The sequence below is a fragment of the Kitasatospora sp. NPDC085879 genome (assembly GCF_040686255.1).
GTDB lineage: Bacteria > Actinomycetota > Actinomycetes > Streptomycetales > Streptomycetaceae > Kitasatospora.
This window is the reverse complement of sequence record NZ_JBFBJZ010000057.1, coordinates 1-15316: the sequence shown is the minus strand read 5'-3', so window position 1 is coordinate 15316 and position 15316 is coordinate 1. Positions and strand designations below refer to the sequence as shown.

Genomic DNA, 15316 nt, shown 5'->3' with positions numbered 1-15316 from the left:
TGCACAGGACGTGGTTCACAGGGACGCCACCCGCACCAGGCCCGGGTAGATCAGGAAGATCATGAACCCGGCGACCAGCGACAGCTGCGCGATGAGCATCGTCTGCGACTGAGCGCCGGCCTTGCCTTCGGCCTCGGACAGCTCCCGGTCGGCCAGGGTCTTGGCGGTGGCCATCAGCGAGCTGCGGATGCGCGCGCCGTCGTCCGCCGCGAGGGCGATCCGGACGGCCAGGTCCCGCAGTTCGGGGACGGCGATCTCCTGCCCGAGCCGGTCGAGTGCCTGCCAGTGGGTCAGGTTCGCCATCCGCGCGCCCTGCAGTTCGCGGCGGAGGCGCAGCATGGGCTCGCTGTCGGTGATTTCGGTGGCCGTCTTGAGTGCCTCGGGCAGGCCGCGGCCGCCGGCGAGACTGTTGGCCACGAGGGTGGTGAACGAGCCCAGGACGTGGGTGAAGTCGGCGCGTGCCTTCTTCGCGTCGCCGCGGATCTCGATGTCGGGCAGGAAGAAGAACAGCACGGCAAATGCCAGCGCGAGCCACAGCGGCAGCGTCAGGTTGCTGGCGAAGCCCGCAGCCCACAGGGCGACGAACACCACGGGTCCGAAGAGCAGCCCGAGCAGGCTCACCAGGATCTTCGTCGCCATGAACGACTCGAACGAGCGGTCAAGGATCGACAGATCCGCGCGAAGCGCCGGGAACTCCCAGCCCTGGCGTGCGCACAACCGGGAGGCCCGGAGCCCTATGACCTCCCGGATCTGCGCCGTCCGGGCGGTGCGGCCCGCCGTCGGCGCCGGCAGCGCCTGGCCTCCCAGGGGGAGCCGGGCCCGGGCGTCGACGCGAAGCACTGTGGCAGCGGCAGTGGGCCGGCTCGGGAACAGGGCACGGACGAGGACGAAGCCGCCCAGGCCGAAGCCGGCGCCGTACAGGAGCGGCCACAGCAGTTCGAGATTCACGCCGTACCTCCTGCTTGGGTCTTGACGAGGAACCGGTTGGGGGCGGGCACCCGTGACAGACGCTGCAGCCAGACCAGGCCGAACGCGAACAGGCCGAACACGACGGCGAGCACCGCTTGGCCCTGCGCGGTGCCGAACGACTCGGTGTAGGCGGGGTTGAACACTCGGAGCCCGACCACCACGGCGACGATGACGATCACCACGATCTGCACACTGCGGCGGGTGCCGGCGCGGCTGGCGAAGATGCGGTTGCGCATCGCGACCTTGGCGCGGGCGTCGTTGGCCAGGTCGGTCAGCACCTCGCGCAGGCCTTCGCCGCGCAGGCCCGAGGCCTGGATCAGCGCGGCGATCACCATGTCCGCGCCGCCGTCGTCGAGGTCGGCCGCCAAGCGGTGCAAGGCCTCACTCATCGGCATGCGGGAGCGGATCCGGTCATCAAGGGCCAGCAGGTGAGGGCGCAGGGTCACGCCGGCCGTCCGCGCCGAGGCGCTGATGGCCTGCTCCAGCCCGGCCGCGCTGGCGATCGTGTCGCGCAGGCCCTCCGTCCACGTCGCCAGGGCCTCGACCCGAGCCAGAGCCGCACGCTCCGCGGCTGCTCCGCCGAACATGGTCGACCAGAACAGCACCAGGAGGGCAGCGGCCACGGCGGCGACCGGCCAGCGCATCACCACGAGCACGACCAGGCCCACGACCAACGCAACGCCGACGCGCCGGCGCAGGAACTGCGCGATCTGCTGGGAGGCAGGCGTGGTGGTCATCGCCTTGCGGCGCCATCCCACGAGCGCGGCGACGAAGAGCACGATCCCGCAGCCGGCCCCGCCGCCGGCGAGCAACGCGAGGAGGAAGTCGGGGGAGAGGTATCCGCCGCTCATCACCACCTGCCCGGGAAGTCGAAGCTGCCCACCTCGAAGCCCTGCCGCGCCAGCCGCGCACGGGTGCGATCGGTCAGCGGGGCGCTCGGCACGACGTTGTCGTTCTCGTCCAGCGCGTAGATCTCCGAGGAGGCGACCCGGCCGTCGGCGTACCCGCTCACTTCGCGGATCGAGGTGACCCGGCGCCGCTGGAGGCCGGTGGTGGGGTCGAGGTCGCGGTCGACGAACACCACCAGCTTCAGCGCGTTGGCGACGAGCAGCTGCGAGGCGTCGATCGGCATCCGCTCGACTGCCTGGATCGCGTAGGTGCTGATCTTCTGGAAGACGTCCGCGGAGCTGTTGGCGTGGATGGTGCTCAACGACCCGTCGTTGCCCTGCGACATCGCATTGAGCATCGCGACGACCTCGTCACCCAGGACCTCGCCGACGATCACGCGCTGGGGGTTCGAGCGCAGCGAGCGGCGGACCAGGTCCGCCATCGACACGTAGCCCTGGCCCTCCGCGTTGGCCAGTCGTTCCTCCAGCGCGAGCACGTTGGGGTGCAGGTCGGTGAGCTCGTGCAGGCCGAGCTCCAGAGACCGCTCGATGGTGATCAGGCGCTCCCGCGGGTCGATCTCGTTGGCGACCGCCTGGAGGAGGGTCGTCTTACCGGCGTTGACCTCGCCCGCGATCATGATGTTCAGCCGGGCGCGCACGGCCGCGGTCAGGAAGGCCACGATCTCCGGGGTCAGCGTGCCGTTGGCCCGCAGGTCGGACAGCCGGGCCACGCGCAGGCGCTTGCGGCGCACCGACAGGCCCGGCCGGTGCGCCACGCTCATGACCGCCGACAGGCGGGAGCCGTCCGGGAGCCGGAGGTCGAGCTGGGGGTTGGCAGCGTCGAAGGGACGGCTGCTGAGGCCCGAGGTCGCTGCGAGAACCCGGATCTGCTCGATCATGTCGGCGTCCGACTCGGCGATCGGGCCGACCTTCTCCTGGGACCCGTCGGCAAAGCTGACGAAGACCTCGTCGAAGCCGTTCGCGTCGATGTTCTCGACATCGAGGTTCTCCAGCCACGGCTGGAGCCGGCCCGCGCCGTGCAGGGCGGCCGCGACCGCGGTGGTGAGCCACTCCTCCTCGTCCAGGGAGACGGGCACCTGTCCGCTGTTGATGCGCTCGGCCGACAACGCCTGCAGCTCGTCCGCGATGATGTCGAGGGAGAGCGCGCGCAGGTCGGCGTCGGACAGCTGCCGGTCGCCGACCTCCAGAGCCCGGCGGCGCTGCTGCAGCACCTGACCCGTCCGCTCCCGCAGCACCTTCACCAGGCCGTAGTCGACGGCCGATTCCACGGTGGTGGTCATCGGGCTGCTCCTTCCAGGTCCTCGCGAGCGGGGACGGCTTCAGCGGTGCGGCCGAGACCGAACCGGTTCTCCAGGCCGGCCACGATGCCGCGCACCGACCCGACCAGCTGCGTCTTGTGGGTGCGACCGCGTCGCCGTCCGGCCAGCTGCTCGGCCGCGTCCGGGTCGAACGCCACGACGCCGGCCACCTGAGCGGGCGTCCCGCCGCTGGCCAGGACCCGGGTCGCCGTGTCCACGGCCTGGGCCTGCTTGCGCAGCGGGGCCACCAGCAGTACGCCGATGGGAGCGCCGCGGCGCCCACCCGCGGACATCTGCTGGTGGACGGTGGCCGCCCTTGCCCGGACATGGGCGAGATCTTCGGCGTTGGCGCGCGACACCAGCAGGATCAGCGAGGCATGGCGCAGCAGCGCCGAAGCGGGAGCACCGGGGTAGAGGCGCCCTATGTCCGCGATGACATCGGTCGTGCCGGGGGCGGCCAGCACACGGCCGAGCTTGTCCCAGTGCTCGCCCCACGCCGCTCCCTGCTCGGGACGGGACAGGCCGAGGAGGACCTGCTGCTCACCGGGAAGGTGCTGCGTGTGCTCGCGGACCACGTCGGGACTCAGGACGCCGCGGGCCGGCAGGGCCAGGGAGAACATCCCCTTGTTCGGGTCCAGGACATCCCCGTTCGGGGCGACCTGCCGGTACACCAGGTCGGAGCCGAGCGGGTCGAGTTCGGCCAGGAGGGACTGGCGGGGCCATACCCCGGCCATGGCGAGCGCGGTAGTGCTCGCTCCAGGGGCGCCCTTGGCGGACGCGATGAGAATCAGCGACATGTCGGTCTCCGTGCAGCCTTACTACGGGGCAGAGGCGATGAGGACCAAGCCGACTTCGCCGGACGAGGCGGCCTGGATGACACTCCCCGAGGAGGCGGCGGGCACCAGCACGGACAGCGAGAGCGCGGAGCTGACATCGCCATTCGCCGGCCTGAACACCTCGCGCACCGTGGCGGAGCCGACCAGCTCGACCGCTCCGGAGACGCCCTGAGCGCCGGAGGTGCTGGTGGAGGTCGAGCCCTTCGCGGCCGCGTCCCGGCCCACCCACATCACCCGAACCCGGTCGCCGGCCTTCAGACCCGGTGGGAACTGGCCCGACTTCAAGGAGAGGCCGACTACTGACTGGTCGCCGGCGAGGCCCGCGGCGTCGGTCAGCATCGGGCCGGTCAGAAGCGTGCCGGCCGGGATCTCGACCGCAGCCGAGTACTTGTTCGTGAGGATGCCTCGCTGCTCCCAGGGCACGAACTTCAGGTTGCTGTCCTTGGCGACCTGGACCTCGGTCAGCGCGTCAGCGGGAATCTTCTGGCCGGGCATGACTCGCTTGGTGATCTCCACGGCGGAGACCCGCTCGCCGGCCTGGCGGAGCAGGACGGCGAACCCCAGGGAGCATGCGAGTACGACCAGCAGGGCCAGGACTGCTACTCCCGGCCGCCGCTCGCGGGGCTGGGTCGGGATCCTGTTCGCAGGAGCGGGTGTCCCCTGCTGGGGGAGGGCTGCGCCCCCCGCCTTCTCCGCCGTGTCGGCGGAATTCCCCGTTTTCCTCATACTCATCCTCAAACCGCTGATCGGCTGTCCGTTATCCGGCCGGGCGTGCCTTTAGGCGGATTAGAGTTCGCATCCGCGGCGTGGCCGGCGAGATTTCTGATAGTCGCTCCGCGTCATCGCGGGGCAGTTCCCCCTACACCTCAACAGAGAGTGATCGAGACGGGTTACTCTGCGCGAAATCCCCCCAGATCAACTCGATGTCCGAGTTGTACGCATATGCGGGCATGTGGTGGCCACCCCATGTGCATCATGAGTACCGCAGGGTCACCATACGAAAGTTTGGGCCCTCGGCGCAGTCGATTTCGGCCGCTGCCGGACATGCCGCGGACGCGGCCGCTGACAAAGAGGGCCTATATTTACAAATCGGACATCCATCCTTGGTGGAAAATCACCCAATATTTCGCCTACCTGCCGACAAGCCGCCAGGAGCGCCTACCGGTTCACCAGGGGGCATGAACTTTTGGTGCCCTGCTGCGAAATCCGGGACAGCAATAGCACCAAACTGCACCGGGGGCCGGATCGCCGGTGCGCGCGCCGGAACGAGCGTCCTCTGAGCGTCCGCCAGCTATGCGCCGTCCTCGGCGCCGCGGACCTCACCGCCGCGAGACCATCGACAGTTGTCCGAAGTGTTCATGGCGGCACCGTAGTAGTCGGCGCTGACGTGCGGTAAGTGTCAATCCCTTTCTGGTACACGGCATGCTGGCACATCGGCCGGGGGCCGCCGCCTGGCGCTCAGGTCTGCCCGCGGGCCCGCCAGCCAGCCGAGCACCACGAGTGCGTGCGCCGGGCCACCCTGCTGCCCGCGCTTCAAGCCGCTGTATCCCGGCATCGCCGAGAACGCCCCGGCGTGCCCCCGGAGCGGGACCACGTCTACCCGACAGAGGGTCGGCCTCCGCTACGCCTGCATGGTCAAGAACTCGGGCCGGACGCCACTGTCACGATCAGCGGGCAGTTCGCCCCTGAGGGCCCGAACCTCAGCTTCTTCCGCGAGGGCTTGACTCTGACCCTGGAGACTGGCCAGAGCGAGACGCTGGAGTTCGAGGCGTACCGGCCACTGTCGGACTGGATTCGCCAGTACGAGGAGCGGGAAGCCGGTGGGGCAGGCACGGTCGACCTGGAGGCCGCAGTCCGATGGGACGACGGCCACGGCGAAGGACTGCTCGGGTCGGTCCGTGTCCTCCTCCCGTGCAACGGCTTGGAACCTGTGCCGGCCAAGGGCGACAGCTGGCGGTTCCGGCACCCCAGGCTGAACCAAATCCACGAGTCGTGGCCGCCCACCCGCGTCGTCGAGAGCATCCTGCTGCGCTACTTCGAGTCCAAGCGCCAGAACCAGGAGTTCGGCATCGTTCCGACGCCCCGTACTCAGGTGGCTGCGCCGGTCCTTCGCGCGAACTCCCTGATCCCCGGCAGCGGCGCAGGGGAGTAGAGCAGGTCGGCAGTCAGCGCGCGCAGTGCCGGGCGCCGCACCTCTTCCGGGGCGGCCTGCTCGACGAGGCGCAGCGCGGCGAAGGTGCGGCGCGGGTCTCCGAGCCGGTGCCACATCCGGGCCGTGTCGCTGCCGAGGCGGGCGCGGCGCTCGGCGGTCGGCATCGCCGCAGCGGTGAGGCGTGCGGCGTATGGCACGCCCTCGTCCGGGGTGCCGAGGGCGTTGTGCACGCCGATCCAGTAGAGGTCGCGCTGCGCGGCGGTCGCGTCGACGGTGAACAGCGCCACCGGCGGTGCTCCGGCCGGGAGCCGGCGGATCGCCTCGTCGGCGCCGGCCATGAGGTCGAGGGCGTCGCTGCGGCGCCGGTCGCACGCGGCGGTGTACGCCGCGGTGAACAGCAGGGTCGCCGCGACGGCCTGCGGTGCGGCGCCGTGCCGGTCGGCGAGGTCCGCGGCGGTGCGGCGCAGCAGGTCGACGGCTGCGGCGGGCCGACCGGAGCGGCGCATGGTGATGGCCAGGACCCGGGCGGCCTCGCCGATGATGACCGGGCTGCCGCCGGCGCGGGCCGCGGTCAGCGCGCGGTCGGCTGTGGCCCAGGCGATGTCGGAGTGCTGCTTGACGGCGAGCTCGGTCGCGAGGACGTAGGCGCGGGCGACGGTGGAGTGCGCCCGCTCCCGGGCGGCGCCAACCGCCGCGTCGCGGCTGGCCTCGGCAGCGCCGATGAGTCCGGGCAGGGCCTGGCCGAGGTGGCCGTAGCGGGCCGCGGTGAAGTCGCCCCGGGCGGCGGCCAGGTGCTGCTCCACGACGGCCGCCGACGCCGGGCTGATGGCGTCCGGGGCGTATAGGGCGCGCTCCAGTGCGGCGGCCAGGTCCTCGCCCGATGCCGGGGCGGCCGCTGCCGCTGCAGGGGTGGGGATGATGGCGGCGGCTGCGGTGCCCGCCATGCCGGCCAGCAGTTCTCTACGTCGCACGGGGACCTCCTGCTGAGCGTGCATCACACCGTCGGCCACCCTAGCCGTCGGACTGGCCGCGGGGGAGCAGCTCGGGGAGGCGCGCCGCTGCGCCGGGACCGGGACGACACCCAAGCGCTGCGGCGGCAGGCCCAGGGCCTCCGCGATGCGCAGCAGGGTCTCCGGCGCCGGCCGGAGCGAGCCGGCCTCGACGCGGCTCATCGTGGAAGCGGAGTATCCGCACTTCGCTCCGAGGTCTTGCTGCGTCATCCGGGCTTCTGCCCGGGCGCCCCGGATCACTGCTCCGATCTCCCGGCCATCGGCCGTTGGCACCGCCATCTGTCCTCCAACTCGGGAGTGTGGCAACGCTCCTGACGGTACACCTGGAGCGACAGGCCGTGCACAGCGTGTGCGTGTTCTGCATGCCGTTTGCAGGTTGACCTTGGGCCCTGCCGCGTGCGGGACCCGAGCGGTTACCTGGTGACGCGCCGGCCAACCAGTGGCACACCCCGGGTCGGCGCCGGCACCGGCAACCTGCTGGTGCCGGGCCTCCCTCGCCGTTCTGGTGAGGGAGGCCGTCCAAGCCCAGGTGAAGGGAACAGGCCTGTGATCATCACCGACGAGCGGATGCTGCTGGAGGCCGCCGGCCGGATCTTCGGCGACGAGCCGGCGTACGAGGTCATGGACACCACCGACCGGTACTCGTACAAGAAGATCGCTGGGTCCAGCGACTCGGTCCAGACGTACGACACCACGGCTGTCTGACAGTCCCTCGTCCGGCCGCAGCGGCATCTCCGCTGCGGCCGGGCCGCGTCCATCCTGACCGGCGCACGAAGGGCCGACTGCCATGTTTCACTTTCGCATCACCCACGACGACAACCTCCCCGGCCGGGACTGGATCTGGCGCGCCAGCCGCTGGCAGTGCGGGACGTCCTGGATCGAGCCGTACCGTCACGTCCTGACCGAGCAGGCCGCCCTCACCGACGGAACCCGCACCCTGTTCACCTCCGTCGCCAGGAGGAGCAGCGAGCGTCCGGCTCGACCCGAGGTGGTCACCGTCTCACCCGACGCCTACGACAAGGCCTTCCGAGAGCTGCGCGAGCTTCGAGACGACTGGACCGCCGTGCAGGTCGAACCCGGCCGGGCCATCCAGGTCACGACCGGCACCGCCTGCACCTCCCCCCAATACCTCGCCGCTGACGCCGGTGTCCTGCACGGCTCCTGGGACTTGGCGAGCCTTCGCGACCAGCAGCACCCGGACCGGCTCGACCACCTCGCCATCACCCGGCATCTCGCCCTGCGCGCCCGGTACTCGGCGGCGACCTTCTGGCAGGACGTCCGGCTCCTGACCGAGCGGGCAACAGCCCACTTCGCGGCGGACGGGTCACTGGCCATCCAGTTCCCCGATCCTGCGGAGCACACCCGGGCCCGCTCGCTCCAGAAGGGCAAGGACCCGATCCCGCTGTTCGCCGACCTGCTGGAGCGGGCCGTCACGCGCCTGCCGTGGACCGGCTCCAAGACCGCGGTACAGCTGTCCGGCGGCATGGACTCCACCACGGTCGCCCTGGCCATGCGCACGACACCGCAGGGGGCCGGCGTGACCGCGGGAACGGTCATCCTCGACGCCGAGCGTGGCGCCCAGCAGACCGAGCGCCTGCAGCTGGTCCTGGAGCACATCGCGTCCGGCTGGTCGAGCCTGACCGTGCAGGCCGCCAACCACCTGCCGTACGGGCCGGCCTCCCGGTTCAGCCGCCCCGTGTGGGTCTCGCCGACCACCGACATCTACGCCGACGCCCTCGACGCCCTCTCGGGCCGGTTCTCCGAGGCGGGCATCAAGGCGGTGTTCACGGGCATCGGCGGAGACGAGCTGATGGCCATCACGGCGGCCGAGGACACCGGCGGCTGGGGAGGGTTCGAGCCGGCCGATACTCCGCCGTGGCTCGGCCGCACAGCCCAGGCCCTCCTGCCGGACATCGACAAGGCGATCACCCCGGCCGCGGTCGTGCCCGAGACCACGCTGATGGCGAAGGCGGTCTGCGGCCCGGCATTCCTGCGCCACGGCCTGTGGCCGGCCCACCCGCTCACCGATCCGGCGCTGGTGCGGTTCTGCGAGTGGCTACCGCTGAAATGGCGGCAGGACAAGCAGCTGATGCGGGTGATCCTCGCCCGCACCGGCATGCCGTCCCAGGTGGCCCGGCCGCCGATCGTGGAGAACTTCCAGCAGATCATCACCGAGGCAATGCGCCGCTACGGGGTGCCCCGCGCCCGCCAGATCCTGGCCGACGGCTCCCCGCTGATCGACGCCGGACTAATCGACCCCGACGGCCTCGGCCAGGTCGCCGCCCGACTGGAGGCTGGTACCCCGGCCGCGAGTGACCACGAAGTCGTCTTCGCGCTGCTGGCCGACTCCGCACTCACCCGCCGCTGAACACGCCAGAGGGCCCGCAGCAACGTTCTGCTGCGGGCCCTCGGCGCGCTGCTACAGGCCGCGGCCAGCCATCAGGTCGGCCAGCTCCGGTACCGCTGCGGCTTCGCGCTGGAGGAAGAAGACCTTCGCCCCACGCCGGTCCACGACACGCAGCAGGTCCCAGCCCTGCGCCTCCTGGTAGTAGCGGGCGAGCTGCTCCTGCCCCGTGCCGCGGCGGACCCAGGTAAGGCCCCGCTCGGCGGCCCGGTTCAGCGCCCACCAGGCGATCAACCGGCCGATGCGGTGCGGGTTCGGCACGGTGAACGTGGTGGCGAGGAAGAGCGTCGGCTCGGCGCGCTCCTCGTCGCTGAACGCGAACGGGGGCAGCGCGTCGTTGCCGTAGGTGGAGGTGCAGCCGACGACGCCGTCGGTCTCGTGCTCGAGCACCCACACGGGGAAAGCCGGGTTCCCCGCCTGCGAGCCGTACTCGTCGGCCGTGTCCGCGCACTCGCCCAGCCCACGCGCGGACAGCCACGCGGAGCGGGACCGCACCATCTCGGCGATCGGCTTGGAGTCGGAGGCCGTCGCCTCGCGCATCTGGTACATCAGTTCTCTCCTCCCAGGCACACCCGGGGTCAGGGTAGACCGGTGACGTATCTCCGGCCGTGGGTTTGGGAATCGGCTCACCTGCAGGGGCGACTCGGAAGTCATCTCATTTGGACTTGTAGGCTGTCCGCGTGACGATCGTGGAGCGCTTGGTGCCGGACGAGTTGTGGGAGTTGTTCCAGCGAGTGGTGCCGGCGGCGCCGACCCGGCCGCAGGGCGGTGGCCGGCGCCGGCACGGGGACCGGGAAGTGCTGGCCGCGATCGTGTTCGTGGCCACCTCGGGCTGCACGTGGGCGCAGTTGCCGCCCTGTTTCGGGCCGTCCGGACCGACCGCGCACCGCCGTTTCACGGAGTGGACCGCGGCCCGGGTGTGGGCCAAGCGCTACCGGCTGGTCCTGGACGAACTCGGCGCCCGGGGCGAGCTGGACTGGTCCAGGTGCGCGGTCGACTCGGTGAACATGCGCGCCACGAAAAAAGGGACCTGACGGGTCCGAATCCTGTCGATCGGGGCAAGTTCGGGTCGAAGATCCATTTGCTCACTGAACGCACCGGTCTGCCCATCTCGCTCGCGATCTCCGGCGCCAACCTGCACGACAGCCAGGCCCTGATCCCGCTCGTCGAGGCGATCCCACCGATCCGCTCCCGCCGCGGACCCCGACGCCGCCGGCCCGGCAAGCTCCACGGCGACAAAGCCTACGACCACCGATTCATCCGCTCCTACCTGCGACGACGACAGATCACCCACCGCATCGCCCGCCGCGGCATCGAGTCCTCGACCCGCCTCGGCCGACACCGCTGGGTCATCGAACGAACCGTCGCCTGGCTCGGCGGCTTCCGCCGGCTCCACCGCCGCTACGAACGCAAAGCCCATCACTTCGCGGCCTTCGCCACCATCGCCGCCGCCCTCATCTGCCACCGCAGAATCACCAAATGAGATGACTTCTCAGTCAGGTAGCCGCAGGCTCAAGCCCACGGTGGTCCGAGCGGTCCTCCCAGTCCAAAGCGAGGAGGACGAGCACCGACAGGCGGTGGCCGAAGCGTTTTGCCTGCCAACTGTCGGGGTGCAGCTTCAGCCCGCCGCGGTGCTGCGCAGGTTGGCCCGCCGCTGGTGCTGCTAGGGGCTGGCGTCGGATGTCACTCTGCCACCGGTAAGGCCGTCTACCGTTGCCACCCCCAAATACACACCTGCCGTACGGGGCCCATGCTGTCGCAGCTTGCTACCCAGGCTTCCTGACATACGGCAGCGAAGTCGCCTACTTCGAATGGCCCCGCACCGCACCTTCAGGGCAATGAAGTCGTCGAAATGACTGCCGGCCGGACCCGTGGGTGGGTCTGGCCAGCGGCGGGTGAGCGCAGGTTGTCGGGGCGTGGCCGCGGCGGACGCGGTGCTGCAGGGGGGTCAGTTCGCTGTCTGGGCGTTGCGCCGCTCCTGCTCGGCTTCGGTGACGACTTCCAGGCCGACGACGCGGCGGTCGCCGAGTTCGGGCGGCGCAGCGGACAGGAGCAGGTCGACGGCGGCCTGGGCGGCCTCGACCGGGTTGGCCGCGGCCACGCTGAGGATGACGGCGAAGTTGCCGTTGCCGGTGGTCGTGGTGTTGGCCGCGTGTGCGGACAGTGTGGCGAGCACTTCGTCGTGGGTGTCGTCGGAGACGTTGGTCGCGTCGAGCTCGACCAGGACGCTCCAGTCCTGAGTGGTCATCGTGGTCCTCCTGGTCGGGCGGTTTGGTGCAGGGGGTGGGGGCCCGCCGGTGTCCCGGCGGGCCCGTGGTGGTTCAGCGCTTCCAGACGAACCCGGCCTTGCGGAGCACGGCGATGGTGTTCAGCCAGGAGCGGTGATCGGAAGGAGTGCCCGCCAGGGTGGCGATCCGCCGCCCGTCCAGGCGAACGATCAGGTGACCGCTCTTGGAGGGAGTGACCTCGAACCCTTGCTTCTCCAGGGCCTTCGTCAGATCCCGCACTTCCTTCTTCACTTGCTGCCTCCGCAGTTCCCCGTGGGCGTCCGCCGCCTTCACGGGAACCACTTTACAGCTCTAATGCTCATCTTGCAATGTCTTTGGATCTTTCTTTGTCGCTCGTCTCACGCCGCGCCCGCCCATGCCGGGCTGGTTGACGATGTAGTCGTACACCGTCCTGCGGAGCCACATGTCCTCGTAGACCTCCGGCCTGAGGCCGTCGCCCTCGCGGCGGTCCGCCACCGGGATCTGCCCGCGGCTGCGGTAGGACTGCATGGTCCCGCGGGCGATCGGCTTGCCGCGGTTGAACTCCCCCAGGAGGGTGCGGAAGTCGTCCAGGTCGAGCAGGTCCCCGAGACTGCCCTGCGGGAGCCGGCGCAGCGCCGCCTCCCTGGCGGCATCTTCTCCTTCGTGGGTAGCCAGCCACAGCTGGTTCTCGTGGTTGAGTACCCAGTTGTCCACCGCCGCCTCGTCGAACTGCTCCGCTTCGCGCCCGCGGCCGGCCCCTGCGGCTGCTGGGGCCTGTGCGGCCGGGAAGCCGGGTCGGGTGATCCAGCCCGTGACGACGTTGGCTCCGACGCCGTATTTCGCCCGGATGTCCTGGCGGGTGACGAAGCTGCGTGCGCCGGCCATCAGGACTCCTCCCGTCCGGCCGCGGTCACCGCGACGCGCGTGGCCGACAGCTGCCGGCTCGCGTAGATGCGCTCGCGGACGGTGGACCAGTACCAGCCCACGAAGTCGACGGCCGGCTCCGCGCCGTCCTCTGGCCGGCGGTCCGCCGCGGGGACGAAGCCGCGCGCCTCGTAGGTGCGGATGGTCGTCGGTGGCACTGCCCGCTCGCCCTCCGGCAGGTTCGGCCGTAGGTGGGCCATCATCTCGCCGAAGCGCCTGGCGTCGAGCAGCTCCTTCTCCGGGAGCTCGGGCAGGCCGAGCGGGTTCTCGTTCCCCTCGCGGCGCTGGGCATAGGCCCAGGCGCCGGGATTGTTCAGCCGCATCCACCGGTCGACCAGGGCCGGATCCCAGCGACCCTTCTTCGCAGCCTCCGGGAACGTCTCGTCCTTTGACCAGCGCCGAGCAGCCTGCTCCGCGACGTCGTACCGCGCCGCGATCGCACGTAGGGGCATCGGTAGCGGAGCGTGCTCTTGAGTCATTCGACGTCTCCAGGTTCGGCCGGGAGGGGAATCCCGCAGGGGCGGGCGCGCCATGAACCTTACAGTCGAAAATGCCTTTCTGCAATGCGCGGTGCGGTCGGGGCCGGTGGCGCGATCAGCCCGCGCTGTCCGTTGTCATCCAACCCAGTCGTCGTCTCAACAAAGTCAGGCGACTGGGGTTCTGTCTCATTCAAGGGCCCATGGTGACCCAGTCGCGGGCCCAGCGCGCACGGTCTGCGCAGAACTTTCCGGGCATGTAGTGCTGAGTCATCGAGCCCTTTCAGGGCGGCCACCGATCGGGTGACGGAATCGCCGTGGCACCTAGTAGCGCAACCGAGCACGATTCACGCCGGTTCGGGCGGTCGTCAACGGCGGACATGGCCTCACCTTGCCCGAGTGACAGCTGAAAGGGCTCATCGCTTTGTCCCTGGCGTTCCGGCGCGCGGTCGAGTGCCAGCCGCCGGCGCCGGGGGCTGACGCTCGGGCCCGACCACTGCGGTTGGTGCGAACGCATCGGCTGCTGTGGCAAGACCTTCCGCAACGGGTGATGGTGAGGAGAGCGCCCAGGCGGGCCGACGCTTCCGCCTCGGTCGTGGGCTGACCACCTCGTTGGGTTTGCTCACCTCACCAAGACAGGAAGGTGGCGTATGGCCGATACAGCTTCGGTAGCACTGATCAGCGGAGCGGCGAGCCTGCTCGGCGCGGTGGCAGGCGGGTGGTTCGGCGTGCGTCAAGCCAAGCACACCAGCGGGGCCACCATCATGGTGGAGGAACTGGAGCGCGCCGCGGCATGGCAGGTGCATAGGCGCGAAAAGTACGCGGCCCTGCTTGAGACGGTGCATCGAGTGGGTGCTGACGACCTCGATGTCGGCACGAAACTCTCCGAGGCCTTGCTCGTCGCGAACCAACCGCTCCGGGGCAAGCTGCTGAGCTTCGCGGGACCGAAGGACCTACGCGAGCAACTGCAGGACAGAGCCAAATACGCGGAGCTCGTCGAGGTGATGACCGCCGACGTCCGGAACCGAACAGACAGCTGAGCGCCAAGGAACTGCTTGGCCTACCGGGGACGCGGCCGCCGGTTGTCAGCGAAAGCTGGTCGGCGCGGGACCTGACCTGCGGCGACTACGTTGAAGAGAAAGAACCGCCGTCGCCTGCCTTCGTTGAGACGACGACTGGGTCGGATGACAACGGACGCGCGCTGCCTGACCTGTGACAGCGAAGGTGGGCGGGGTGCCGCCGTAGTTGGATCGACAGTCATTCATGACATCGAAGATGGACTGGTCGGACTCGGGCCAGCGCGGTAGGTGCCTTGAGGTGCCTGAGCATCTCGCGCTTGGTGTCCAGAGCAGATGCTCTTGCGTTGATCGCGGCAGCCTGCGCCGCGAGTTCGTGGGTCGAATACCGGCTCGCCAGAGGCCAGGCTGTAGCGTTTAGTACGTAAGCGTACGCGTAGCGTGAGGAGCTTCTTATGGACATCATGCACGGAGCAGTCAGCTCTCCTCCCTCCCGGGCCCAGCTCTACCTGGAGAGCTGGCAGGCCAACGGCCTGGAGGCCGGCAAGTTCTTCCCCGCCGCGCAGGCGGGACTGGCCGATCCCTTCGCCCCGGACGACATCCGCAACGTCCAGCCGCCGGCGGACGGGAAGATCGCCAGCGCCGGGAAGGACTTCGCCGCCCCCCTGGACGCGGTCGACACCGACTGGAAGAAGCACCAGGTCACCTCCGGTCAGAACCTGGAGATCACCTGGGGGTTCCACGCGGAGCACAAGACCCGCCGCTTCAACTACTTCCTCACCAAGAACGGCTGGGACCCCAACCAGCCCCTGACGCGCGCCCAGTTCGAGCCCAAGCCCTTCCACAGCGTCCAGCTCGCCGAGCAGCCCTACTGGGAGCACCAGCTCAACCCGGGCAATCCCGTCACCCACACCCTGCGCCTGCCCCAGCGCAACGCCGGCCACCAGGTCCTGCTCGCCGTGTGGGAGGTCGCCGACACCGGCAACGCCTTCTACCAGGTCATCGACCTCCAGTGCACGTAGAACAACCGCGCCTCCGCATGACCAGCGCCGGCCCCGCCACCACGGCAGGGCC

The 15316-nt window shown here is 70.1% G+C and carries 17 protein-coding genes; 6 read left to right on the top strand and 11 right to left on the bottom strand.

Annotation, left to right across the window (positions count from 1 at the left end; genetic code table 11):
- Positions 1-15: 15 nt before the first annotated feature.
- The 5 genes from AB0P35_RS31795 to AB0P35_RS31775 are packed head-to-tail and all read right to left on the bottom strand — an operon-like array spanning position 16 to position 4527.
- Positions 16-948, bottom strand: coding sequence for a type II secretion system F family protein (locus tag AB0P35_RS31795; RefSeq protein WP_363517758.1), 933 nt, complete (start codon positions 946-948; stop codon positions 16-18).
- Positions 945-1820 carry a type II secretion system F family protein gene (locus tag AB0P35_RS31790; protein ID WP_363517876.1) on the bottom strand — a complete coding sequence of 292 codons (876 nt, stop codon included), beginning with the start codon at positions 1818-1820 and terminating at the stop codon, positions 945-947. The genes AB0P35_RS31795 and AB0P35_RS31790 overlap by 4 nt, the downstream gene beginning before the upstream one ends.
- The gene (locus AB0P35_RS31785; protein ID WP_363517755.1) at positions 1820-3157 is read right to left on the bottom strand and encodes an ATPase, T2SS/T4P/T4SS family; all 1338 of its coding nucleotides are present in this window, start codon (positions 3155-3157) and stop codon (positions 1820-1822) included. Before AB0P35_RS31785 ends, AB0P35_RS31790 begins: the two co-directional genes overlap by 1 nt.
- Positions 3154-3972 carry a hypothetical protein gene (locus AB0P35_RS31780; RefSeq protein ID WP_363517752.1) on the bottom strand — a complete coding sequence of 273 codons (819 nt, stop codon included), beginning with the start codon at positions 3970-3972 and terminating at the stop codon, positions 3154-3156. The genes AB0P35_RS31785 and AB0P35_RS31780 overlap by 4 nt, the downstream gene beginning before the upstream one ends.
- A gap of 21 nt (positions 3973-3993) precedes the next feature.
- Positions 3994-4527, bottom strand: a complete 534-nt coding sequence (locus AB0P35_RS31775) for a hypothetical protein (RefSeq protein WP_363517749.1) — start codon at positions 4525-4527, stop codon at positions 3994-3996.
- A gap of 988 nt (positions 4528-5515) precedes the next feature.
- Here AB0P35_RS31775 and AB0P35_RS31770 point away from each other — a divergent pair.
- Complete coding sequence (locus tag AB0P35_RS31770; RefSeq protein ID WP_363517746.1) at positions 5516-6163, top strand: hypothetical protein; 648 nt, start codon at positions 5516-5518, stop codon at positions 6161-6163.
- On the opposite strand, the gene AB0P35_RS31765 is transcribed toward AB0P35_RS31770, so the two are convergent.
- A complete protein-coding gene (locus tag AB0P35_RS31765) occupies positions 6100-7452 on the bottom strand; it encodes a helix-turn-helix transcriptional regulator (protein WP_363517743.1) in 1353 nt (450 codons plus the stop codon). The genes AB0P35_RS31770 and AB0P35_RS31765 overlap by 64 nt on opposite strands.
- Before the next feature lie 267 nt (positions 7453-7719).
- On the opposite strand from AB0P35_RS31765, the gene AB0P35_RS31760 reads away from it, so the two are divergent.
- A complete protein-coding gene (locus tag AB0P35_RS31760) occupies positions 7720-7878 on the top strand; it encodes a hypothetical protein (RefSeq protein WP_363517740.1) in 159 nt (52 codons plus the stop codon).
- An 82-nt stretch (positions 7879-7960) separates the two neighbouring features.
- On the top strand, positions 7961-9541 hold the full coding sequence (locus AB0P35_RS31755; protein ID WP_363517737.1) for an asparagine synthase-related protein: 1581 nt from the start codon (positions 7961-7963) through the stop codon (positions 9539-9541).
- 51 nt (positions 9542-9592) lie between these two features.
- Here the strand turns inward: AB0P35_RS31755 and AB0P35_RS31750 are convergent, their stop codons facing one another.
- Positions 9593-10126, bottom strand: a complete 534-nt coding sequence (locus AB0P35_RS31750) for a GNAT family N-acetyltransferase (RefSeq protein WP_363517734.1) — start codon at positions 10124-10126, stop codon at positions 9593-9595.
- A gap of 137 nt (positions 10127-10263) precedes the next feature.
- Here AB0P35_RS31750 and AB0P35_RS31745 point away from each other — a divergent pair.
- A protein-coding gene (locus AB0P35_RS31745) for an IS5 family transposase (RefSeq protein WP_363517873.1) occupies positions 10264-11060 on the top strand; the annotation gives its coding sequence in 2 pieces (ribosomal slippage) (positions 10264-10609 and positions 10609-11060; 798 coding nt in all).
- A 465-nt stretch (positions 11061-11525) separates the two neighbouring features.
- On the opposite strand, the gene AB0P35_RS31740 is transcribed toward AB0P35_RS31745, so the two are convergent.
- From AB0P35_RS31740 to AB0P35_RS31725, 4 genes are all read right to left on the bottom strand, one after another.
- Positions 11526-11825, bottom strand: a complete 300-nt coding sequence (locus tag AB0P35_RS31740) for a hypothetical protein (RefSeq protein ID WP_363517731.1) — start codon at positions 11823-11825, stop codon at positions 11526-11528.
- A gap of 73 nt (positions 11826-11898) precedes the next feature.
- Complete coding sequence (locus AB0P35_RS31735) at positions 11899-12138, bottom strand: type II toxin-antitoxin system HicA family toxin (protein WP_363517728.1); 240 nt, start codon at positions 12136-12138, stop codon at positions 11899-11901.
- 18 nt (positions 12139-12156) lie between these two features.
- The gene (locus AB0P35_RS31730; protein WP_363517725.1) at positions 12157-12711 is read right to left on the bottom strand and encodes a hypothetical protein; all 555 of its coding nucleotides are present in this window, start codon (positions 12709-12711) and stop codon (positions 12157-12159) included.
- A complete protein-coding gene (locus tag AB0P35_RS31725) occupies positions 12711-13202 on the bottom strand; it encodes a hypothetical protein (RefSeq protein WP_363517722.1) in 492 nt (163 codons plus the stop codon). Before AB0P35_RS31725 ends, AB0P35_RS31730 begins: the two co-directional genes overlap by 1 nt.
- A gap of 674 nt (positions 13203-13876) precedes the next feature.
- On the opposite strand from AB0P35_RS31725, the gene AB0P35_RS31720 reads away from it, so the two are divergent.
- Positions 13877-14266 (top strand): hypothetical protein, encoded by a 390-nt coding sequence (locus tag AB0P35_RS31720; protein ID WP_363517719.1) that lies wholly within the window; start codon positions 13877-13879, stop codon positions 14264-14266.
- A 431-nt stretch (positions 14267-14697) separates the two neighbouring features.
- On the top strand, positions 14698-15264 hold the full coding sequence (locus AB0P35_RS31715) for a lytic polysaccharide monooxygenase auxiliary activity family 9 protein (RefSeq protein WP_363517716.1): 567 nt from the start codon (positions 14698-14700) through the stop codon (positions 15262-15264).
- Positions 15265-15316 lie beyond the last annotated feature (52 nt).